Source organism: Streptosporangium sp. NPDC049644, from assembly GCF_040675205.1.
GTDB lineage: Bacteria > Actinomycetota > Actinomycetes > Streptosporangiales > Streptosporangiaceae > Streptosporangium > Streptosporangium fukuiense.
This window is the reverse complement of record NZ_JBFAOJ010000012.1, coordinates 38607-59885: the sequence shown is the minus strand read 5'-3', so window position 1 is coordinate 59885 and position 21279 is coordinate 38607. Positions and strand designations below refer to the sequence as shown.

Sequence of the window (21279 nt, the reverse complement as noted above, 5' to 3'; positions counted from 1 at the left end):
CGTTGGGAACCGGTGGTTTCCGGTGAGCGATCCGCGGGGGCGGGGCCCGCCCCCGCTCAGCGGCGCCTGCCGCGCCGCACCCGGAGTTCCTCGAATCGGGGAATGTCGCCGTCGCGGACCCGCTGCCACGCCCTGGCGTAGAGGTCGGCGGCGGGTTCTATGGGAACGACCACGCCGAGCGGCGCGCTCTCCGCGTCGAGCAGGTCGAGCATGGGGAGTTTCCACCGTTCGAGCGGGAGGTTCGGGGTCCTGAGGTCCGTCCAGGCTCCCGGCAGGAAGAGTGAACGACCGGCTCGGGCGCGGCCGGCCTCGACCACCAGGTCGGTGCCGGCCAGCTCGGCGCGGGCCGCCTTGAACCGCGCGGGCTTCCATCCGGTCCACCGGGTGACGTTCTTGTCCGTGGGGTCCGGCATCGCGAGCAGCGCCAGGTAGAGCGCGGCGGCGTCCTGACCCAGCCCGTACCGCGTCGCGGCCTCGGAGAGCAGCGCGGGCACGGAGCGGGAGGGATCCTGCGGCCACCAGGTGCCGTCGGCCGCGCGCTCCCCCGCCACGGGGTCTCCGGGGTCGGCGAGTAGCGCCTCGAAACGCGGGTCGCGAACGGTGCGCAGTGCCGTCTCGACCGGGAACGGCTGCCCCTGGTCACCGGTCAGGGCCCGCAGGGCGGGCAGGTAGGGGTCGCTCCCCGAGGCGTCGAGCAGGGCGGTACGCAGGCCCGGCGAAGGCTGGTTGTCGTAGGTGGCCATGACCACCGCGCCGTAGCGCTCCCAGCCCTCGGCGACTTCGGTGGGGGCTCCGGCGATCTTCCTGAATCCGGGAAGGTCGACGTAGCGGCCCAGGTCGAGCAGGAGCTCGGGGTTCGCCAGCCGGTCGGAGAGCACGGCCAGCACAGCGGGCAGCGCGGCCCGCACGGCATCGCCCGAGGGCAGCCGGTGGGCCAGCCACGCGGTCAACGCGACCGTGGAGACCAGCGTGGACTCGGTGAACCCGGTGCCGGCGCCGTCGACCGGGGAGACGCGGTCGCCCTTCACCCGCCATCGCAGGTCCGTGCCGAGCTCCGGCGCCGAGGCCGGGTCGAGCAGGGCGGGCAGCGCCCGGCCGGGCTCCCATCCGGTGCGCACCGCGCGGGCCGCCTCGCCGAGAAGCCACTCCGGGACGGCGGCGCGCCGTCCCACCCTGTCGTTCCACACCCGCGCGGCGGCGGCGACGTCCGGGCCTTCGGTCCACAGCGCGGCCGGGTTCTCGGGCAGCAGCGCGGCGACGACCTCGCGCCGGACGGCGGCGTCCAGCCGGCGCAGTTCGTCCTTGGCGACGGCGGCCTCCGCCGCCTTCAGGCCGAGCGCGGCCCGCACCTCGGCGGGCAGGAAGTTGCGCTGGTAGGTGTCCACGTACGGCAGCCCGGCGACGATCAGCCTGGCGGTCGTCGTGGTCACCCCGGTGAGCCGCGCGAACTCCTCGGCGTCCTTCACCCGCCAGGGCGCGGGACCGCGTCCGAGGAGTTCCCCGAGGAACTCCCCGAGCCAGCCCGGCTGCCTGGCCTCGCCGACCGGGCCCAGGGAGCGCACGGTGTAGGGGTGAGGGGTTTCGAAGCGGCCGGCCGGGTCGTGGAAGAGTCCCGTGAAGGTACAGCCGTCGCTCTCCGGGTCGGCCTTCAGGAAGGCGATGAAGGCGCCTCCCTCCAGCGGAAGCACTCCGCGCCAGAGGCTGTCGTACCAGCTGTCCCTGGCGTCGTCGAGCCAGCCGCTCTCCAGGTGCGCCACGAGCCGGCGCCACGGGGTGGGCTCGGCCGCGGAGACCAGTCCGAGCGCGTCGATCTCGGAGAGCAGCCTTCGCAGCGCCTCCGCCCGCTCGGGTTCGAGCGCCGACGCCGCCCGGTAGGCGATCGCGGCCGAGTGGCGGAGCAGTGGCTCCCAGCCCAGCCGGGACTGCGCGAGCTCCTGGCCGTCCAGATGGAGGCGGACGGCCGGGCCAGAGGGATCCAGCCGCTCGCGGCCGATCGTCCGCAGTTGCCGGAGGACCCCTCGGGACTGCTCTCCTCGCGACCAGTGGTCGGCCGAGGCGCCGAGGCCGTTGAGCGCCTCGATGAACAGCTGGTCATCGGGGCCGTCCGGCTCCTGCTCCGCCTGCCCGCCGGTGAGGGCGCCGGCGAGCCTGGCCGCCGCCGCGTCCAGAGTCGCCTGCTGTGCGGCGGCGAACGCCGTCACCCCGGCGACTCCGGCGATCAGCGCGCCGTGGGTGAGTCCCGGCAGCAGCGTGCGGACCAGCTCGCACAGCTCCTCGCGGGCCGGGCGTCCGGCTCCCGGCGTCTGTCCCGGCTGGGTGGGGTGCGCGAGCCGCGCGGAGTCGAGGGAGCTCGCGGCCTTCAGCAGGGCCGCCGCCGTCTCCCTGTCGATCCCGCGCAGGGCCAGCGAGCCCTCCGGGTCGCGGGCCCGCATGAGGTGCCAGTAACGCGGGGGCGGCAGCAGCGCGGTGCCCTCCGCGAAGGGGCCGGGCGCCTGCTCCTCGGAGGCCGTCGCGACGACGGCGCCTTCAAGGTCGACGAGCTTGATCTCGCGGTAGTCCTTGACAAGGGCACGCGGCCGGTCGTCGCCGGGGAACGTTACCGCGTGCGACGGTCGCCCGGGGCCGTCCTGGCCGCCGCGCAGGGTGACGGTGCGACCGGCCAGGTCCTCACCGCGTAGCGACCCGTCGGGCAGCCGGACCGTCCGCCAGCCGAGCAGTCCGCTCACCGGGACTCCGGCCGGGGCCGCCTCTCCCGCGAAGGGCAGCACCCAGCCGCCGTGGAAGGTGCTGCCCACCGGTGCCGAGTTCAGCGCGTCGGCGAGGAAGCCGGGCATGCTCAGCCTGCCGTCGGCCATGCCGGACGGGTCGTGCTCGCGCCAGTGTTCGACGTCTCCGTCCCAGGTCCAGAACGAGGTCCCGTCCCCGATCAGCGTGCGCCTGCCGGGCACCGTGGTGTCACCCGGGTGCAGCACTCCGGCACCCGTGGCCCTGCCGCCGCCGGGCAGCGGCAGGGTGACCGTGTCGGCGCCCGGCATCCACCTGTTGTCCGTCCCCTCCAGCGTCAGGGTCGTGCCCGCCGAGGAGTGCCAGTATCCGCGCAGTTCGCCGCCCGCGCCGTAGGTGTGCCAGTAGACGAGCAACTCGCCGTCCACGTGGTGGAAGCCGGGGTCTCCCCAGGTGCCGTCCGGGGCGGGGCGCAGGTCGTGGGTGAGCACGGTCCCCTCCGGGCCGATCACCCTGACCTGGGAGGGACCCGAGACGATCAGGTTCGGCCAGGCGTCGGCGACCTCGATCTCGCGCACCCCCTTGGGGCCGGTGAGATCGGCGACCGCGTCCTCCCAGGCCGGCCAGCCCAGCTCGTCGAGGAGTCCGCCGCGCAGGGTCCTGGCGAGCTCGGCGGCGAGGTCGGCACGGGCCGCCTCGGCGACCTCCTCCCTCGCGAGGGCCAGCGCCTCACCGGGCAACCAGGTGAGCCGTTTGAGCGCGTCGGGCAGCTGCGGCAGGCCGGTGGCGACCGAGCGCCGGGCTACCTCGCCCACCCAGTCGGCCAGCATCGTCCGGCCGCCGGGGGACGCCGCCAGGCGGCGCACGGCGCGCCGCCCGTCGGTGTCGTCGTAGAACCTGTAGGCGGCGTACTGGAACGCGGGCCGGAAGCGCGGGTCGGCGGCCAGCGCGAGCAGGTCGCGCCCCTCTTCCTTCCCGGCCCAGAACTCCAGCAGGAGACCCACGCCGTCGCCCGGATCGGCGACCGGGACCTCCAGCGACAGCAGCAGGTCGAGCAGGTCGGGTTCCGGCTTGAAGGGCACGGCCCCGCCCGTGCCGGCGAGCTCGGTACGCAGCCGTCCCGCCACCCGCTCGACCAGCGTGTACAGGCCCGGCAGCCGCGGGCCGGACCGCCGCCCCGGATTCCAGATGCCCAGGAAACGTCCGAGCCAGCCCGCTGTGCCGTCGGCGGAGCGCTCCCGCTCGGGCACCTCGTCCGCGCCCAGGCCCGCGACGGCTCCCGAGTCCTCCAGCATCTCCAGCCAGAGGGCGGGCATCTCGCCGTCACCGTTGACGGGCATCATGTTCAGCAGCGTCCCGCGGATCGCGGGCTCCCTGCGGGCGAGGGCCACCAAGGCGGGGCGATGTGCCTTCCACCAGCCCAGCGGCGCCCCTGAGGTGGCGGGCAGGCCGAGCAGGTCCGCCAGGTACTCCTGCTCCTCGGCGTCCGCGTCGCGCCCGGCGGCCCTGGCCAGGCGACGCAGTTCGGCGGCCATCTGCGCGGACGGCGACAGCCCGGCCGCCGTGCGGCGCACACACAGCCGGCGGACCCTGCGCAGGGCCTCGCCGGCCGGCACCCGGCCCGCCAACTCCTTCGCGTACGCCGACAGGGCCTTGACCGGCAGGGCTCCCGCGAGTGCGAACTCCAGGAACACCGCGTCAAGCCGGTCCTCGTCGACGGGCAGTCCGTGTTCCGCCTCTGCCCTGCGCGCCTGGGTGAACAGCTGCGCCGCATAGGCGGTGTTCTCCACCGAGAGGAACACCCGGCCCGCCTGTTCGAGGAACGTCGGCAGGAAGTGCGGGACGGCCCCGGCCAGCTGCGTGGCGAGCCGCTGGTAGGCGTCGAGGGCGGCCTTCGGCTTGGACTTCACCTGCCTGCCCGCGCGGTCCAGCTCCGGCACCAGGGCGAGCGCGTGGTGACCGTCCTGCGGGTGATGCACGAGCACCCACTCGGGGAACCCGAGCGAGCGCCGCAGGCCCACCCCGACGACGACCGGCTCGCCGTCCGGCTCCAGCCCGAGGAAGCGGGCCGCGGCATCCTCCGCGGCGCCCAGCTCCTCGGCGACCAGACGCACCACCACCCGCTCCGCCAGCCCGGGGTGCCGGTAGGCGCGCGCGGTCAACGGCACCGCCCGCTCACCGCCCCCGCTCACGCCGGACGGCAGGACCGCCCCGGCCTCCAGCAGCTCCCGGATCATGGCCGCTTCCGTGACCTCGGCCCGCTCCGGCTCCCCGGGCGGCTGACTCGCCGGGGTGCCCGGCGACGACGTGGTGTGGCTCACGCGTTCGTTCCCTTCTCGACGTCGCGGCCGGCGTACAGCGCCGCGGCCATGCGCATTCCCTCCGACCAGGCCACCGGACCGACCTCCCGCGACGGCAGCCGCCTGCCCTCCCGGTCGCGCCAGGTCAGGTCGCCCGTCTCGGTCTCGCCGTCCCAGTAGGGCTCGCCGATCCAGACGGAGGCCTCGGCGCTCCGCCCCTCGTCGCGCACCACACAGGTGGCGTAGCCACCGGAAACGCGGTAGCCGAGCGAGGTGGCGCGGGCGGCGAGACCGAACCGGGAGGCGAACCTTCCCCCGGCGAACTCCTTCACCTCCGCGGCCTTCTCCCCCGGCTTTCCCGGCTCCACGAAATCGACCGGCCTGCCCCAGGTCGCCCGGTGGATCTGCTCGACGCGCTGGGTCACGCCCAGCTCCGCGGCGAACTCTCTCAGCTCCTCCAGATCCGGCAACAGCACCGGATGCGGCAGGGTCACCGTCTCCGGGGACAGCCGGACGGTCTCGCCGTCCAGGTTCACGACCCGCAGCTCGCCGGAGTCGGTGACGTCCCGCAGGAAACCCACCTCGTCGTCACCGACCACCACCAGGTCGCGCAGCACCGACCGCCACGCCTCGTCCGGCCACACCCGGGCCACCAGCTCGGTGGGAACGGGCAGGGACGACACCATCCAGGCGTCCACCCGCGCCACGCAGGCGGCCTCGTGCCGGTCGAGCCATTCGGCCAGGCGGCGCAGCCGCTCGACCTCGGGATGCTCACGCACCTGTTTGGGCAGCGACTTCAGCCGTCGTCCCGCCGCGCGACCGGAGGTGGCCCTCGCCGCCACCCGGCCCTCCACAAGAGCGACCTCGTACCCGTCGCCCGCCGCCAGCCAGCCCAAAGGATCCCGCCTCTCACCACGCACGGATTGCCGACGTCCGCGGGGATCTCCTCACCCGCGACCGTGATGCGCGGAACGCTAACGCCCCTGACCGACAAACCCGAACCCGGTGTACGGCCCGGCCGTCGCGCGGGCACCCCTGCGACGCTTCGTCGACGGCGAACACACGTTCCAGGAATGGTGTCCACTCGGTAGGTTGCCGGGGTGGCGACGATTCGACGAGACGGCGTGGAACTTGCGTACGACGAGGCGGGCTCCGGTCCCGCGGTGCTGTTCGCGCACGCGGGGATGGCCGACCGGCGGATGTGGCAGCACCAGTTCCTGGCATTGTCGGCGCGCCACCGGGTGATCCGCTACGACTGGCGCGGGTACGGCGAGTCCGGCGACGCGGCCGGTGAGTTCGCGCGCCACGAGGACCTGCCGGCGGTGCTCGACACGCTCGGGGTGGAGCGGGCGGCGCGGCGGCACGCCGGTTGGACCTGCCACGGACGGGTCACCTGCCGCCACTGGCGCGGCCGGTGGAGACGACCTCCGCGCCGGCGGAGTTCCTCGGCGCGCTTCATCGGCCCGCCGGACCGGGGTGACCACCGGGGTGACCCGCGATGACGCCGGCCGTGCACGGCCACGCGCCGCGGATCTCCGCCTGGCTGCGCGCCCGCCCCGCCCGGGCGGGGCACACCCGTGTCCTGGCCGTCGAGGGGCGCTCGGGGTCGGGGAAGTCCACCCTCGCCACCGCCGTGGCCGCGGAGCCGGCCGCTCCCGTCGTACGGATGGACGACCTCTACCCGGGGTGGGACGGCCTGCTGGGCGGGGTCGACGCGCTGGTCGAGTGGATCCTGCTGCCGCTGAGCCTGAACCGGCCCGCACGATGGCGACGCTACGACTGGGTGGACGGCGCATACGCCGAGTGGCACGAGGTTCCGGCCACCGGGACCCTGGTCGTCGACGGCACCGGCTCCGGCGCGCTGGCCGCCGCGCCGTACCTGAGCGGCCTGCTCTGGGTGGAGGCGGCCGACGAGGTGCGCAAGACCCGCGCGCTGGAACGCGACGGCGATCTCTACGCCCCGCACTGGGAGCGCTGGGCGGCCCAGGAGGAGAGGTTCCACACCCGCGACGACGTCCGTGCCCGCGCCGACCTGACGATCGTCACCGGCTGAGGCGCCGAACCGCGACCGCCCGAGAAATCCGGGACTTCCGGCCCGGAAGTGCCTCTCCGCCCCGGCGCACCGGGCAGGCTGGAGAGGTGCCGGGCACGCCGGTGCCGGCCCACAACGAGGAGAGCCCGTGACCACATGGATGCTGCTTGACTACGGCGAGGTCATCTCCAGGCCACAGCCCGCCGGCGAGATAGCGGCCATGGCGGAGCTCGCCGGCCAGGACCTCGCGACCTTCCGTGACCGCTACTGGCGGCACCGCGACGCCTACGACCTCGGCCAGGCCCCCCACGCGTACTGGAGCGAGGTCCTCGGCCGGACGCTCGACGACGGCGATCCCCTCGTGGCCAGGCTCGACGCGGCGGACACCGCGAGCTGGTCCCACCTCGACCCCGATACCCTGCGCGCGATCGAGGGGTTCGCCGGGCGCCACAGGCTCGTCCTGCTGTCCAACGCCCCCGAGTCGCTGGCGGCGGCCATCGACGACGCGCCGTGGTCCGCGGCGTTCACCCATCGCTTCTACAGCTGCCGGCTGGCCCTCTCCAAGCCGGATGCCGCCGTCTTCGAGCAGGTCCTGCGCCGGCTCGACGCCGCCCCCGGTGACGTCACCTTCCTCGACGACCGGGCGGTCAACGTCCGCGCCGCGGCGGCGCTCGGTATCAACGCCGTCCTCCATCCGGCGCGACCGTCCTCGTGGCATCGGGGCTGAGGTCAGGCCGAGAAGCGCGCCACCCACTCGCGGGCGCCGGGAAGGATCTCCTCCACCGGCGCCACCTGCGGGTACCAGGCGCGTTCCCATTCCAGACAGACCCAGCCGCCGAAGCCGCGCAGCAGATCACCGCACCCGTCGAGGGGAACCCCTCCCGCCCACAACGGCACCGGAGTGGTGTCTTCCGCCGAGACCGCGTCCTTGATCTGCACGTACGCGAGGTGATCACCCAGCGCCGCCAGGGTGCCGGCGGGCGCCTCGCCGTGGCGCCACGGGTGCAGCACGTCCCACAGCGCGCCCGCGGTCTCGGGCACACTCGCGGCATCCAGCAGCCGTCCGACCGCGGCACCGGTCGGCATGGCGTCGTGGGTCTCCACCAGCACCCGCACCCCGGACTCGGCGCACAGGTCCGCGACCGCGCGCAGCCGCCGCGCCCCCGCCTCGAGGTCCTGCCCGCCGGGAAAGACCCGCACGGCGGGAGCGCCCAGGTCCGCGGCGAGGACCAGGTCCTCGCGGAGTTCCCGTACCACGGGCTCGTCCGGGCCGGTCACGGCGATCCCGACGTATCCCGCGAGGGCGGAGATCTCCAGCCGGGCCGCCCCGACGGCCGCGCGTACCTCCGCCCGCCGCGCCGGGGAGAGCCCGGCGTGGACCCCGGTATCGGGGTGGAGGCGGAGTTCGAGCCCGGCGCACCCGTACGCCACGGCCGTCTCGACGGCCCGCGCGAGACCCTGCCCCGGCATGCCGAGCGTGCTGAACGCCAACCGCATCGAGCCCCCTTGGAGAACGGTCGTCGTAGACGCTAGACCACGTGGGCGCCGCCGTGGTCGGTGCGGGTCAGACGGCGGCGGAAGACCCAGTAGGTCCAGCCCTGGTAGGCGAGGACGAGCGGGGTGAAGACGACGGCGACCCACGTCATCACCGTGAGCGTGTACGGGCTGGATGCGGCGTTGTCGACGTTCAGGCTGTTGGCCGGGTCCAGTGCGGGCATCACGTCGGGCCAGAGGTTACCGAAGAGGGTGACCGTGATGGCGACGACGGCCACCGCGTTGGCGGTGAAGGCCCAGCCGTCGCGACCGCGCAGGGTGGCGAGCAGCGCGCCCGCGATCCCGGCGGCGGCCAGCGCGGCGCTCGCCCAGGTGGCGGGCCTGCCGCCGCTGAGCTGGGTGGCGGCCAGAAAGGCTCCGCCCACGACCAGGGTGACCACGGCGAGCCTCTTCGCCATGACGGCCGAGCGGGCGCGCAGGTCGCCGTCGGTGCGCAGGGTCAGGAAGAGCGCGCCGTGCAGCACGAACAGCGAGAGCGTGGCCAGGCCACCCAGCAGCGCGTACGGGTTGAGCAGGGTGAGCAGCGTCCCGGTGTACTCGTGGTCGGCGTCCAGCGGGACGCCCCGGACGATGTTGGCGAAGGCCACGCCCCACAGGAAGGCGGGGAGCAGCGATCCGATGAACAGCGTGCGGTCCCAGCCTCGGGAGCTTTCGCTCTTGTTTCGGTACTCGATGGCCACGCCACGCAGGATGAGCGCGACGAGGATGAGGAACAGCGGCAGGTAGAACCCGCTGAACAGGGTCGCGTACCACTCGGGGAAGGCGGCGAACGTGGCTCCTCCGGCGACCAGCAGCCAGACCTCGTTGCCGTCCCAGACCGGCCCGATGGTGGCCAGGACGGTCCTGCGGTCGGCCTCGTCCCTGCCCAGCAACGGCAGCAGGATGCCGACGCCGAAGTCGAATCCCTCCAGGACGAAGTAGCCGGTCCACAGCACGGCGATGAGCACGAACCAGACGGTGGTGAGTTCCATGGGGGTTCCTTGGTCGGTGCCTCAGTAGGAGAGCGCGGGGGCGGTGTCTTCGGAAGGCTTCTCGGTCTCGTCCTCGGGGCCGAGGCGGATGAACTTGAGGAGCAGCCGGACCTCGATCGCCGCGAGCACCGCGTAGAGAAGGGTGAAGCCGACCAGGGTGATCGCGACCTCGGTGACGTCGACGCCCGGTGAGACGGCGGCCGCGGTACGCATCAGCCCGAAGACGGTCCAGGGCTGGCGGCCCATCTCGGTGAAGATCCACCCCAGCGAGTTGGCCAGGAAGGGCAGCGCGATGCCGGCGATGGCGATCCGGTGGAACCAGGCGCCGGCGGGGAGCCGGCCGCGGCGGGTGAACCAGAGCCCGGCCAGGGCCAGGAGCGCGGCCAGCATGCCGAAGCCGATCATCAACCGGAAGGACCAGTAGGCCAGGCCGACCACCGGCCGGTAGTCGCCGGGGCCGTAGATGCTCTCGTAGCGGGCCTGGATGTCGTTGATGCCCTCCACCTCGCCGTCCAGCGTGTTGGTGGACAGCAGGCTGAGACCGTAGGGGATCTGCAGGTTGATGTGGTTGCGCCCGTTCTCGACATCGCCGACGGCGAATATCGAGAAGCCGGCGGAGGTCTCGTCCTCCCACAGCGCCTCGGCGGCGGCCATCTTCATCGGCTGCTGCTCGGTCATGATCTGCGCCTGCCAGTGCCCGGAGAAGGACACCCCGATCGCGGCGACCAGGGTGACGGCCATGGCCACCCGCGCCGAGACGCGGAAGAGCTCCACGTGCCTCTTCCTGAGCAGCTGCCAGGCGCTCACTCCGGCGACGAACGTTCCGGCGGCGACGAACGCGCCGAACAGCACGTGCGGGAAGGTGACCAGGGTGGTGGAGTTGGTGAGCACCGCCCAGATGTCGGTGAGCTCCGCGCGGCCGGTCTCGGGGTTGAGGCGGTAGCCGACCGGGTGCTGCATCCAGGAGTTGGCGGCGAGGATGAAATAGGCCGACAGGTTGGTGCCGATCGCGGCGATCCAGATCGTGGCCAGGTGGACCCTGGGCGACAGCCGCTCCCAACCGAAGATCCATAGTCCGAGGAAGGTGGACTCCAGGAAGAAGGCCATCAGTCCCTCCATCGCCAGCGGCGCGCCGAACACGTCACCGACGAAGCGGGAGTAGTCACTCCAGTTCATCCCGAACTGGAATTCCTGCACGATGCCGGTGACCACCCCCATCGCGAAGTTGATCAGGAACAGACGTCCCCAGAACTTCGTCATCCGCAGGTAGGTGGGATTGCCTGTACGGTGCCAGGCGGTCTGGAATCCTGCGACGAGTACCGACAGACCGATCGTCAGCGGCACGAACAGGAAGTGGTAGACCGTCGTAATCCCGAACTGCCAGCGCGACAGGTCCAAGACGTCCATCGATGCTCCGTCTCACGAGTGATATCTCCGCAAGGATTCCGATTAGGGGGGTTTGCCACATAGGGCCGCCGGGCCCTGATCGGAGGGACCTTGGTCCCGCCCCCTCGCCCCCGCGTCCGGGACTTATGGCCCTCGCCATGGAAGATCACGGACGGCGGCGAGGTCTCCGCAGGTGAGGTGGCGGGTTAGGGGCGTGTGGCCGCGGGGGAAGCCTCAGGTGATGCCGATCGAGGAACGCGGAGCCGGAGGAGCCCCGGACTCGCAGCGACATCGATCTTCTCGGTGGGAGAAACCCATGACCGGACGCAGATCGGCGCCGGGCGACCTTGGCCGCCGGATCGCCAGACGACGCGAGGATCTCGGCTTCAGCCGGGAGGAGTTGGCGAGGCGGGCCGGAATCGATCCCGGTTATCTCGCCTACCTGGAGGAGTCCGCGGCCTCACCGAACACCGGCACCGTGAACCGGGTGGCCACCGCCCTGGACACCAGGCCCGAGGAACTGCTCGGCAAGTACACCGACCTGCCGCCCGGTCACGGCCCGGCAACGGGTCACCCCGTGCTGGAGAAGCTCGACCGGGACGAGTGCCTGCGGCTCATCACCCCCGGAGGGGTGGGCAGGATCGCCTTCGAGGAGGCCGACGGTCCGGTGATCCTTCCGGTCAACTACGCCCTGCACGGCGATTCGGTGATCTTCCGCACCGCCTTCGGCGGTCCGCTCGACGCCTCCCTGCGCACCGGGATCCGGGGGGTCGAGTGCAAGGTCGCCTTCGAGGTCGACCGGATCGACGACGCCTGCCACGAGGGCTGGAGCGTGCTGGTGCGCGGCGGGATCCAGCACGTCTCCTCCGAGAAGGACCGGGCCGCCCTGGCGGCGCTGGGCGTCCGGCCGTGGGCGGGAGGCGAGCGGGAGCTGTACGTGAGGATCACCGCCACCGAGGTCAGCGGCCGGCGCATCCGGCACGGCCTGTGATCCCCGCGGAGATGGACGCCTGGGTCGTCACCCACCCGGGGCCGATCCTCTCGCGCCCCCTGCGTCAGGTCCGCGTCCCGGTCCCCTCCCCCGGGCCCGGCGAGGTGCTGGTCCGTGTCGAGGTCTGCGCGGTCTGCCGTACCGACCTGCATCTCGCCGAGGGCGACCTGCGGCCACGCCGTCCGAGGACCACCCCCGGCCACGAGGCCGTGGGCCGGGTGGTGGCCGCCGGTCCCGGCGCCGGACGGCTGTCGCCGGGCGCCCGGGTGGGCGCGGCCTGGCTCCGCTCGACCTGCGGTCACTGCCGCTACTGCCTGCGTGGCTCGGAGAACCTCTGTCCTCGCTCGACCTACACCGGCTGGGACGCCGACGGCGGCTATGCCGAATACCTGACCGTTCCCGAGGACTTCGCCTACCCGCTGCCGCCGGAGACGCCGGCGGAGAAGCTGGCACCGCTGCTGTGCGCCGGGATCATCGGCTACCGCGCGCTGCTCCGCAGCGACCTTCCTCCCGGCGGGCGCCTGGGCATCTACGGCTTCGGCGCCTCGGCGCATCTGACCGCGCAGATCGCCATCGCCCAGGGCGCGACGGTACACGTGCTGACCCGTTCGGCCAGAGCCAGGGAACTGGCCATGACGCTGGGCGCGGCCTCGGCGGGCGACGCCGCGGACGCCCCGCCCGAGCCGCTGGACTCGGCGATCCTGTTCGCCCCGGTGGGCGAGCTGGTACCGGTCGCGCTGGCCGCGCTGGACCGGGGCGGCACCCTCGCGGTGGCGGGCATCCATCTCAGCGACATCCCGCCGCTGACCTACCAGCGCCACCTGTTCCAGGAGCGCACCCTGCGCAGCGTCACCGCCAACACCCGGGCCGACGGCCGGGCCTACCTGGAGCTCGCCATGGTCCACCCGCCCCGGGTGACCACGGTGCCCTACCCCCTGGCCGAGGCCGACCGGGCCCTGGCCGACCTGGCCGCCGACCGGGTCGAGGGCGCCGCCGTCCTGACGGTCTCGGCCCCCTGACCGGGGAGGTGATCGCCGCTCCACCCCGTTGCCGGCGTCGGATCCGTGCCGCGCCCGCGAGCCGTCAGGGCCACGGAAGCCGGCGAACTCCTGCCCACCGGCCTCGCACGGCCGGCCCGCTCCGTGCGGTCGGCCCACAGCGGCGCGCCGGCCACCTGGAAAGCCGGACCATGACCGAAAATGCTACGCCCGAGCGAATAATCCCCCGATAGGTCCTACGCCAATAAATATCCCCTTCAGGGCGATATTGCGGTGAGTAACATCAAAAAGGCGATATATAGGCACGATATGGCCGAGCGACCGGATGTACGGGAAAGGCATCCGGAGAAGATCTGACCTCTTATTACGGGCTTTCCACTTCGTACTATTGAATCCTCATAATCAGTGATCTCAAGGTAGCCGCCCCGGAGAGGAAGCCAGACCATGCCTGACGTCGGCCCCATCCAGCCGGGGGACCCCGAGCGTGTGGACGAGTACCGGGTGACGGGGCGGCTGGGAGAGGACGTCTACCTTGCCACGACCCCCTCGGGAGACCGGGTGGTCGTGCGGCTGCTGCCCGCCGACGTGGACCGCGAGCGGTTCCGGGAGGCGATGGAGCCGCTGCGGGAGATGCCCGCCTTCTGCACCGCGCAGGTGCTGGACAGCGGGGTGGACGGCGACAGGCCGTACATCGTCAGCGAGTACGTCGACGGCCCGACGCTTCAGGAGGTGGTGACCTCCGAGGGCGTTCTCGGCGCGGTCGCGCTGCACAGGCTGGCCGTCGGGACGATGACCGCCCTGGCCGCGCTGCACCAGTCGGGGACGGTCCACGGCGATCTGCGTCCCGGCAGCGTGGTGTTCGGTCCCGACGGGCCACGGGTGATCGACCTCGGCATGGCGCGGGCGCTGGAGGCGACCGCGTCCACCACGACCCGCAAGGTCGACATCCCCGCCTACAGCGCGCCGGAGAGACTCACGGGCACCTCCCCCGGGCCCGCCGCGGACCTGTTCTCCTGGGGGGCGACCATGGTCTTCGCCGCTTCCGGCCGCTCCCCCTTCGATGCCGGGACGATGGCCGGCACGGTCAACCGCATCGTCAACGACGAGCCCGACCTCGGCGCGCTCCCCGACGACCTGCGCGGGCCGATCACAGCCTGCCTCGCCAAGGACCCCGCGCGGCGGCCTGGCGCGAGCGACGCCCTGCTCCGGCTGGTCGGCGAGTTCCTGACATCCGACCTGATACCCCCGGCTCCCCCACGCCCGGCACCCCCTCCATCGGTCCGGTACGGCGCCCCCGCCCGCTGCCGCTGGTCGCGGGCGCGCTGGCCGTCGCCCTGCTCTCCGGCGGCGCGGTCTACCTGGCGGTGTCGGGCGGGCCGCCCCCGGACGGGCCGGCCCCCACCCGGAGTACCGCGCAGGGCTCGCTCGCCCCGCCCTTCACCCCCCAGCCCCAGGTCAGCCCGGAGGTCACCGAGGCGGCGTGGGAAAAGGTGGAGAAGGCCACCAGGGACATCGAGCTGCCCGGGACGGGCATCGTCCTGCACGAGCATCCGAAGGACACGGTCAGGCTGGGCGCCTACCTGAGCGCCGCCCAGCCCTTCGGCTCGTTCGCCAGGGAGAAGGGGAAGGACACCTTCAGGCAGGTGGGCACCTTCCTGCAGTCGGTACTGTCACCGCGGGGCGACCTGGTGGCGCTGAACCCGTTCGCGAAGTTCGCCGACTCCTCCTTCGACCACCTGAGGATCTTCGACCTGAGGGACGGCAGCCAGTTCACCGTGCCGACCGTCGAACGACCGCTGGAGGGTGTCCTCCCAGTGTGGTCCGCGGACGGCTCGAAGGTCCTGTTGTCGGTGCGGGAACCGGAAAAGCGCCGGTCCGACGGGTTCGTGGTGGTGGACGTGGCGGCGCGCAAGGCCACCCACGTGCTCACCGAGTCCGTCGGCGCCGACACGCTGCTCTTCACCTTCGCCCCGGACGGTTCGGTCACGCGGGGATACTTCGACGGCAAGAGCCACGGGGTCGACTTCTACGGACCGGACGGGCGGGTCACCAGGACGATGCACTGGGTCGGCCGGCCGCGCGGCGCCAACTGGTTCTCCCCCTCGGGGGCGCTCTTCTTCACCGGGTGCCCCAAGGGGAATTCCCTGTGCGTGTGGGACACGGTGAGCGGCAACCGGCGGTACACGATCGCCGTCGGCGGGAAGACGCAGAGCCTGGGCTGGTTCAACAACCAGCACCTGATCGTGCAGAACCCCGCCAAGAAGGGCGCCAGGATCGAGGTGATCGACTTCTACGGCAAGGTCGTCCGGGTGCTCGCCGACCTTGAAAAGAACAACACCGCCTTTCTGAGCTTCACCGCGGCGACCCGGTGACCGGGGTCACCCCACCGGTTCCCGGCGATCCCGCCGAGGTCGGGCCGTACCGGATCATCGGCCGGCTCGGCCACGGCGGACAGGGGACGGTGTATCTGGCCGGGTCGCCGGCGGGGGCGCGGGTCGCGGTGAAGGTGCTCGGCCGGAGCAACGCCACCGACCAGACCCTGGCGCGCTTCAACCGGGAGATCGAACTGGCCCGCAGGGTGAAGGCCTTCTGCACCGCGCAGCTGCTGGAGCACGGCGAGGTCTCCGGCACGCCGTACATCGTCAGCGAGTACGTCGACGGCCCCAGCCTCGCCCGGGTCATCGGCGAGCGTGGCCCGCTGCGCGGTGCCGAGCTGCGCAGGCTGGCGATCGGGACCCTCACCGCGCTGGCCGCCATCCACCGGGCCGGCGTCGTGCACCGCGATTTCAAGCCCGCCAACGTGCTGTTCGCCCGCGACGGCCCCCGGGTGATCGACTTCGGCATCTCCCGCGCACTGGACGCCAAGGCGACGCTCTCCGACCACCTCGTCGGCACCCCGCCGTACATGGCGCCGGAGCAGTTCGACGGGCGCGACTCGGGGCCGCCGGCCGATCTGTTCGCATGGGCGTCGACCATGGTGTGCGCGGCGACGGGGGAACCGCCCTTCGGGAGTGACGCGCTGCCCGCGGTGATCCACCGGATCCTGACCGCCGAGCCCAGGCTCGGCTCTCTGGACGACGGGCTGCGCGAGCTGGTGGGCGAGTGCCTGGCCAAGAATCCGCAGGCGCGGCCGACGGCCACGCAGGCACTGCTGCGGTTGCTGGGCCACCGGGTGGAGTCGCAGCCCCGCGAGATAGGTGACGACGTGCTCGGCGAGGGCCGTGCGCGGGCCGCCACCCCACCGGCGCGGCGGCGACCGGTGCGCCTGGTGGCCGCGGCTCTCGCCGCGCTGGCGCTCACCGCGGGTGTCGCGGTCCACCTGACGAGGGGGGACGGAGCCACGGAGACCGCCTCGCGGCGTGAGCCGCGGCCGGACATCTCCATCACACCCACCAGGCCCGCGACCGGGCCGATGGCCGCCACCTCGACGACCGGCCTGCGGATTCCGGGAACGACGATCACCCTCCGGGAGAACCCCTCGGACACGGAGCGGGTCACGAGCTACCAGGACTCACGCAAGAACACCACCGCCTACCTCCGGCGGGGGAACGGCGCGGACTTCACGTTCCTCGGGACGTTCGCGACCGCCGTGCTCGCCCCGGGCGGGGCACACGTCGCCGTCAACCCGGACAACAAATTCCTGACCGGGGAATTCGACCTGATCCGGGTCGTGGACCCGGCGGGAGGGCAGGACGTCCAGATCAGAACCGTCGACACGCCGCTGAAGACCCTCAACCCGCACTGGGACGGAAACGGGACGAGAATCCTGCTGACGATCTACGAAGGTCTGGAGGAACAGCGATCCAGGGGCTTCGTGATCGTGGACGTGGCCTCGCGCACGGCCCGTGTCTCCCTGGTGCCGGGCGACGGTCTCGACTCCGAGTACGTCTGGGGCCCGGACTCGGCCTCGGTCGTGCACGCCGGGCCGGGCGGGTCGGTCCTCTTCCATCGCCTGGACGGCACGGTGCTGCGGACGGTCCCGAAGGTCGGCGAGCTGACGAGGGACGACGTCAGGACCACCTCCCTCGGAACGGTCTTCACGACCCGCTGCCCCGGCGAATCCCGCGACGTGTGCCTGTGGGACGCCGCCACGGCGGCGCGCAGGGCGGCCGTCCCCATCCGGAACGGAGTGAGGTTCGGCGGCTGGCTGGGCGACCGCCACTTCCTCGCCACCATGCCCGGGAGGACCACGAAGATCGTCATGCTGGACCTGCGCGGTGAGATCGTGCGCGTTCTCGCGGACGGCCCCGCCACGGAGCTGGAGAAGGTCGTCCTCTGGTACACGGCCAGATGACCTGACCGTTTACCCTCCCGCGCCGGCCGGTACGGAATCGGCCTCGCCGCAGGTTCCAATATCTTCGCAGAACAACTGAAAATCCACTGAAGACACAAATAACTTTGACCTGCCACCGCAGATTGGTCATATTTACGCAATGGTCAAACTACGCCCCCTCGCGGGAGCGATCCTCGCGTCCGCTCTGCTGACCGGCTCCATCGCCGCCACCCCCGCGGCCGCCTCGACCGCGGAGACCGTCACGATCTCCGCCGCGGCGGCGGCACGGCCGGGCAACGGAAAGATCCTCTACTCCCGCTACAGCCGCGGGCAGGGCACCCTGAAGGTCAAGAACGGCAACCGGACGGACGCCGTCATCACCCTGGTCCGCGGCAGGTCCAAGGCGCTCAGCGTCTACGTCCGCGCACGGTCCACCGCCACCGTCAGGGTGGTCAGGGACGGCACCTACACCATCTTCTACACCTCCGGCCACAGGTTCAGCACCTCCAGCGGCAGGTTCACCCGCAACCCCGCCTACCGGCGTTTCGACAAGCGGCTGAGGTTCGTCACGACCTCCACCAGTTCGACCATCTGGACCCTCACCCTCACTCCCACCAGGGGAGGTAACGCCCCTACCCGCGGCGTCTCCCCGAGCGACTTCCCAGCCTGATCCCCGAGGTCCCGCCCCGCCCCGTACATCCGACCGCCATCGCGACGCCCGCAGCGTCACCGAAGGGCGGCCGGGCCGCCTCCCCGCCCGGGGAGGAGGCCCGGCCGCCCGCTCGGCGCCGGCACCTTCCAGCACGAGAGCCCCGGCGGCGGAAGCTCTCCGCTCCCAGCGAAGGACACGACGGCGAGCCAGGCGCCGCAGCACACCTTCGCGGGACGTACCTTGAACTGCACGGGTTGTTGTATCTGACCAGACCCGGGGAAGGTGTGAACGCCATGGAAGCCGCCACCGTGGAAGGCACCGTTGAGGAAGACGAACTCGTCCTGACCGACGACGACGAGATGCCCGCCGCCCTGGAGGCGAGTGTCGGAGCGAGCACCGACCCGGTCAAGGACTATCTCAAGCAGATCGGCAGGATTCCCCTGCTCAACGCCGAGCAGGAGGTCGAGCTCGCCAGGCGCATCGAGGCGGGCCTGTTCGCCGCCGAGCGGCTCAACGACAGCGATCTACTCCAGCCCGACGTGCGCGCGGAGCTCGAATGGCTCGCCGAGGACGGCCACCGGGCCAAGAACCATCTGCTGGAGGCGAACCTGCGCCTGGTGGTGTCACTGGCCAAGCGCCACACCGGCCGGGGCATGCTGTTCCTGGACCTGATCCAGGAGGGCAATCTGGGCTTGATCCGCGCCGTGGAGAAGTTCGACTACACCAAGGGGTTCAAGTTCTCCACGTACGCCACCTGGTGGATCAAGCAGGCGATCACCAGGGCGCTCGCCGACCAGGCCCGCACCATCCGCATCCCCGTGCACATGGTCGAGGTGATCAACAAGCTGGCGCGCGTGCACCGGCAGATGACGACGGACCTGGGCCGCGAGCCCACCCCCGAGGAACTGGCCGTGGAGCTGGAGATGACCCCGGAGCGGGTCGTCGAGGTCCAGGGGTACGGTCGGGAGCCGATCTCCCTGCACAGCCCGCTGGGCACCGAGGGCGACAGCGAGTTCGGCGACCTCATCGAGGACTCCGAGGCGATCACCCCCGAGGACGCGGTGGCCTCCGCGCTGCTCCAGGAGCAGTTGCACACGATCCTGGAGGCGCTGTCTGAGCGTGAGGCCGGGGTGGTGGCGATGCGGTTCGGGCTTGGCGACGGGCGGCCGAAGACCCTGGAGGAGATCGGCCGAGCCTACGGGGTGACCCGCGAGCGCATCCGGCAGATCGAGTCCAAGACCATGACGAAGCTGCGCCACCCCTCGCGCTCGCGGGCCCTGCGCGACTATCTGACCTGACCGGCCGCCGGAGCTCAGCCGCCCATGCGCGCGGCGAGGGCGGCGGCCGTCTCCTCCAGGCCGGCGGCCGGCCGGCCGAGCAGGCGCGCGAGATCGGGGCCGGTCGTCGCCAGGGCGCCCGCGCGCACCGCGGGGAACAGGCTTCCCAGCCAGCCGGCCTCCGCGTCGGTGACCTCCCGATAGCCGACGGGGCCGCCCAGGACGCGTGCGAGGGCCGCGGCAAGCTCCGGATAGGTCCAGAGCGGGCCGTACAGCTCGTAGGTGGCGTTCTCGTGCCCGGCGCCGGTCAGGGCGGCGCTCGCCGCCAGCGCCAGGTCGCGGAGCCGCGCGGTGTTGAGCGGCCGGCCGCCGGTGGAGGAGGTGATCTCGCCGGTCTGCCTCGCCTGGGCCAGCGCGGTGCCCAGGAACGCCTCGGAGTAGAGCGCGTTGCGCAGCACGGTGTAGGCCGTCCCCGACTCGTGAAGCGCCTTTTCCGTGGCCGTGTGGTCGGCGGCCGGGCCGCCGACCACAGGGTCGTTCTCCGCGCCGGCAGCACCGGTGTAGACGATCCGGCGCACTCCCGCCCGGACGGCGCGGTCGATGACGGTGCGGTGCTGCCGCAGGCGGACCCCGGGCGTCATGTCCGGGCCGGACACCAGGAACAGGATCTCGATCCCCTCGAGGGCGGCGTCGAGGGAGACGGCGTCGTCGTGGTCTCCCCGGCGCACCTCGACACCGCGGCCCGGCAGGTCGGCCGCCTTCTCCGGGGTGCGGGCGAGGGCGACGAGGTCACCGGAAGGGACCTTGGCGAGCAGATCCTCAACGACGAGGCGTCCTAGATTTCCGGTTACACCGGTTACCGCGATTCTGGTCAACTACGGCTCTTCTTTTCCGGCCCCGCGGGGCCTGGTCGGTGACGGCCTGGAGATGCCGAGGGAGCGTACCGGCGACGGGCCTTCGCCCGCTTCTGATTTAACTCCCGCCCCGCTCCGGGCCGTCCCCACCGCCCGGCGGACTCTCCGGGCACGCGACCGTGTCGCGCGCCGTCGTCCCCGGGCGATCGGAGCGCCGACGCCCGGATCCCCGGCGTCGGCGCTCCCCGGCCACCGGCGAGGCCCCGGGGGACCTCGCCGCCGGCACGGCTAGTACTTGCGATCGGGCAGGGCCGTCTTGGCCTGCTCGGGGGTGAAGGTGGTCTCCTCGGTGAGGACCCGCTGCGGGATCTGCTCGCCCTTGACCGCCTTCTTGACCAGGTCCATCAGTTGCGGGCCGAGCAGCGGGCTGCACTCCGCGATGAAGTTGATCTTCCCGTCGGCCAGGGCCTGCATGCCGTCCCTGACCGCGTCGATGGTAATGATCTTAATGTCGGTGCCCGGCTTGAGTCCCGCGCCCTCGATCGCCTCGATCGCCCCCAGACCCATGTCGTCGTTGTGCGCGAACAGGACGTCGATGTCCTTGTGCGCCTTGAGGAAGGCCTCCATGACCTCCTTGCCCTTGGCGCGGGTGAAGTCACCGGTCTGCGAAGCGATGATCTTGAACTTGGGGTCGGCCGCGATGGCCTCCCCGAAGCCCTTCTTCCTGTCGTTGGCGGGCGCGGAGCCCGTGGTGCCCTGAAGTTCGACGATGTTGACCGGGCCCGACTCGCCCTCGTACTCCTTGACCAGCCACTCGCCGGACTTCTGGCCCTCGATGACGAAGTCGGAGCCGATGAAGGTCCGGTAGAGCGAGGTGTCGGCGGAGTCGACGGCCCTGTCGGTCAGGATGACCGGGATGCCGGCGTCCTTGACCTCCTTCAGCACGGTGTCCCAGCCCGACTCGACCACCGGCGAGAAGGCGATCGCGTCGACCTTCTGCTGGATGAACGAGCGGATGGCCTTGATCTGGTTCTCCTGTTTCTGCTGGGCGTCGGAGAACTTCAGGTCGATGCCGGCCTCCTTGGCCGCCTCCTGGACGGACTTGGTGTTCGCGGTCCGCCAGCCGCTCTCCGCGCCGACCTGCGAGAAGCCGAGCGTGATCCGGTCGGATCCGCCACCGGTCCCGGCGTCGCCACCGCCGCAGGCGGTGAGCACGAGGGTCAGAAGCCCGGCGGCCAGCGCCGCGGGCACTTTCTTGAACATGGTT

The 21279-nt window shown here is 72.1% G+C and carries 16 protein-coding genes and 1 pseudogene; 10 read left to right on the top strand and 7 right to left on the bottom strand.

Annotated features, from left to right (window positions below; all coding sequences use genetic code 11):
* Positions 1-56 precede the first annotated feature (56 nt).
* Positions 57-5045: a DNA-binding protein gene (locus AB0J58_RS09630; RefSeq protein WP_364212628.1), complete on the bottom strand. Its 4989-nt coding sequence runs from the start codon at positions 5043-5045 to the stop codon at positions 57-59.
* On the bottom strand, positions 5042-5920 hold the full coding sequence (locus AB0J58_RS09625; protein ID WP_364212625.1) for a DUF4132 domain-containing protein: 879 nt from the start codon (positions 5918-5920) through the stop codon (positions 5042-5044). Before AB0J58_RS09625 ends, AB0J58_RS09630 begins: the two co-directional genes overlap by 4 nt.
* 228 nt (positions 5921-6148) lie before the next feature.
* Here AB0J58_RS09625 and AB0J58_RS09620 point away from each other — a divergent pair, with 228 nt between their 5' ends.
* From AB0J58_RS09620 to AB0J58_RS09610, 3 genes are all read left to right on the top strand, one after another.
* Positions 6149-6526, top strand: a complete 378-nt coding sequence (locus AB0J58_RS09620) for an alpha/beta fold hydrolase (protein ID WP_364212622.1) — start codon at positions 6149-6151, stop codon at positions 6524-6526.
* A complete protein-coding gene (locus tag AB0J58_RS09615; RefSeq protein ID WP_364212619.1) occupies positions 6523-7077 on the top strand; it encodes a hypothetical protein in 555 nt (184 codons plus the stop codon). The genes AB0J58_RS09620 and AB0J58_RS09615 overlap by 4 nt, the downstream gene beginning before the upstream one ends.
* A gap of 127 nt (positions 7078-7204) precedes the next feature.
* A complete protein-coding gene (locus tag AB0J58_RS09610; protein WP_364212616.1) occupies positions 7205-7783 on the top strand; it encodes an HAD-IA family hydrolase in 579 nt (192 codons plus the stop codon).
* A gap of 2 nt (positions 7784-7785) precedes the next feature.
* Here the strand turns inward: AB0J58_RS09610 and AB0J58_RS09605 are convergent, their stop codons facing one another.
* From AB0J58_RS09605 to AB0J58_RS09595, 3 genes are read right to left on the bottom strand one after another with little or no spacing between them, the layout of a single operon-like run.
* On the bottom strand, positions 7786-8553 hold the full coding sequence (locus tag AB0J58_RS09605; protein ID WP_364212613.1) for a sugar phosphate isomerase/epimerase family protein: 768 nt from the start codon (positions 8551-8553) through the stop codon (positions 7786-7788).
* A gap of 32 nt (positions 8554-8585) precedes the next feature.
* Positions 8586-9581 (bottom strand): cytochrome d ubiquinol oxidase subunit II, encoded by a 996-nt coding sequence (gene cydB, locus AB0J58_RS09600; protein WP_364212610.1) that lies wholly within the window; start codon positions 9579-9581, stop codon positions 8586-8588.
* Positions 9582-9602: 21 nt separating this feature from the next.
* Positions 9603-10988: a cytochrome ubiquinol oxidase subunit I gene (locus AB0J58_RS09595; RefSeq protein ID WP_364212607.1), complete on the bottom strand. Its 1386-nt coding sequence runs from the start codon at positions 10986-10988 to the stop codon at positions 9603-9605.
* A gap of 295 nt (positions 10989-11283) precedes the next feature.
* Between AB0J58_RS09595 and AB0J58_RS09590 the strand changes: the two genes are divergently transcribed.
* The 7 genes and pseudogenes from AB0J58_RS09590 to AB0J58_RS09560 all read left to right on the top strand — a co-directional run.
* On the top strand, positions 11284-11958 hold the full coding sequence (locus AB0J58_RS09590; protein WP_364212604.1) for a pyridoxamine 5'-phosphate oxidase family protein: 675 nt from the start codon (positions 11284-11286) through the stop codon (positions 11956-11958).
* 11 nt (positions 11959-11969) lie between these two features.
* Positions 11970-12977, top strand: coding sequence for a zinc-dependent alcohol dehydrogenase family protein (locus AB0J58_RS09585; RefSeq protein ID WP_364212601.1), 1008 nt, complete (start codon positions 11970-11972; stop codon positions 12975-12977).
* 423 nt (positions 12978-13400) lie between these two features.
* The gene (locus tag AB0J58_RS09580) at positions 13401-14540 is read left to right on the top strand and encodes a serine/threonine-protein kinase (RefSeq protein ID WP_364212599.1); all 1140 of its coding nucleotides are present in this window, start codon (positions 13401-13403) and stop codon (positions 14538-14540) included.
* The gene (locus AB0J58_RS09575) at positions 14447-15328 is read left to right on the top strand and encodes a hypothetical protein (RefSeq protein WP_364212596.1); all 882 of its coding nucleotides are present in this window, start codon (positions 14447-14449) and stop codon (positions 15326-15328) included. Before AB0J58_RS09580 ends, AB0J58_RS09575 begins: the two co-directional genes overlap by 94 nt.
* A complete protein-coding gene (locus AB0J58_RS09570) occupies positions 15325-17250 on the top strand; it encodes a serine/threonine-protein kinase (RefSeq protein ID WP_364212593.1) in 1926 nt (641 codons plus the stop codon). The genes AB0J58_RS09575 and AB0J58_RS09570 overlap by 4 nt, the downstream gene beginning before the upstream one ends.
* A gap of 139 nt (positions 17251-17389) precedes the next feature.
* Positions 17390-17899, top strand: a complete 510-nt coding sequence (locus tag AB0J58_RS09565) for a hypothetical protein (RefSeq protein WP_364212590.1) — start codon at positions 17390-17392, stop codon at positions 17897-17899.
* Between the two features lie 299 nt (positions 17900-18198).
* Positions 18199-19179, top strand: a pseudogene (locus tag AB0J58_RS09560) (RNA polymerase sigma factor); the annotation flags it as partial.
* Positions 19180-19193: 14 nt separating this feature from the next.
* Here the strand turns inward: AB0J58_RS09560 and AB0J58_RS09555 are convergent.
* Entirely contained in the window at positions 19194-20033 is an 840-nt protein-coding gene (locus AB0J58_RS09555) for an NAD(P)H-binding protein (protein ID WP_364212587.1), read from the bottom strand.
* Positions 20034-20300: 267 nt separating this feature from the next.
* Positions 20301-21275 carry an ABC transporter substrate-binding protein gene (locus AB0J58_RS09550; RefSeq protein ID WP_364212584.1) on the bottom strand — a complete coding sequence of 325 codons (975 nt, stop codon included), beginning with the start codon at positions 21273-21275 and terminating at the stop codon, positions 20301-20303.
* Between the last annotated feature and the right edge of the window lie 4 nt (positions 21276-21279).

Bases quoted from the DNA above. Each gene is read 5' to 3' on its own strand.
- AB0J58_RS09615 (WP_364212619.1), top strand. From the start codon at position 6,523: ATGACGCCGGCCGTGCACGGCCACGCGCCGCGGATCTCCGCCTGGCTG.
- AB0J58_RS09605 (WP_364212613.1), bottom strand. From the start codon at position 8,553: ATGCGGTTGGCGTTCAGCACGCTCGGCATGCCGGGGCAGGGTCTCGCG.
- cydB (WP_364212610.1), bottom strand. From the start codon at position 9,581: ATGGAACTCACCACCGTCTGGTTCGTGCTCATCGCCGTGCTGTGGACC.
- AB0J58_RS09595 (WP_364212607.1), bottom strand. From the start codon at position 10,988: ATGGACGTCTTGGACCTGTCGCGCTGGCAGTTCGGGATTACGACGGTC.
- AB0J58_RS09590 (WP_364212604.1), top strand. From the start codon at position 11,284: ATGACCGGACGCAGATCGGCGCCGGGCGACCTTGGCCGCCGGATCGCC.
- AB0J58_RS09585 (WP_364212601.1), top strand. From the start codon at position 11,970: ATGGACGCCTGGGTCGTCACCCACCCGGGGCCGATCCTCTCGCGCCCC.
- AB0J58_RS09580 (WP_364212599.1), top strand. From the start codon at position 13,401: ATGCCTGACGTCGGCCCCATCCAGCCGGGGGACCCCGAGCGTGTGGAC.
- AB0J58_RS09565 (WP_364212590.1), top strand. From the start codon at position 17,390: ATGGTCAAACTACGCCCCCTCGCGGGAGCGATCCTCGCGTCCGCTCTG.
- AB0J58_RS09550 (WP_364212584.1), bottom strand. From the start codon at position 21,275: ATGTTCAAGAAAGTGCCCGCGGCGCTGGCCGCCGGGCTTCTGACCCTC.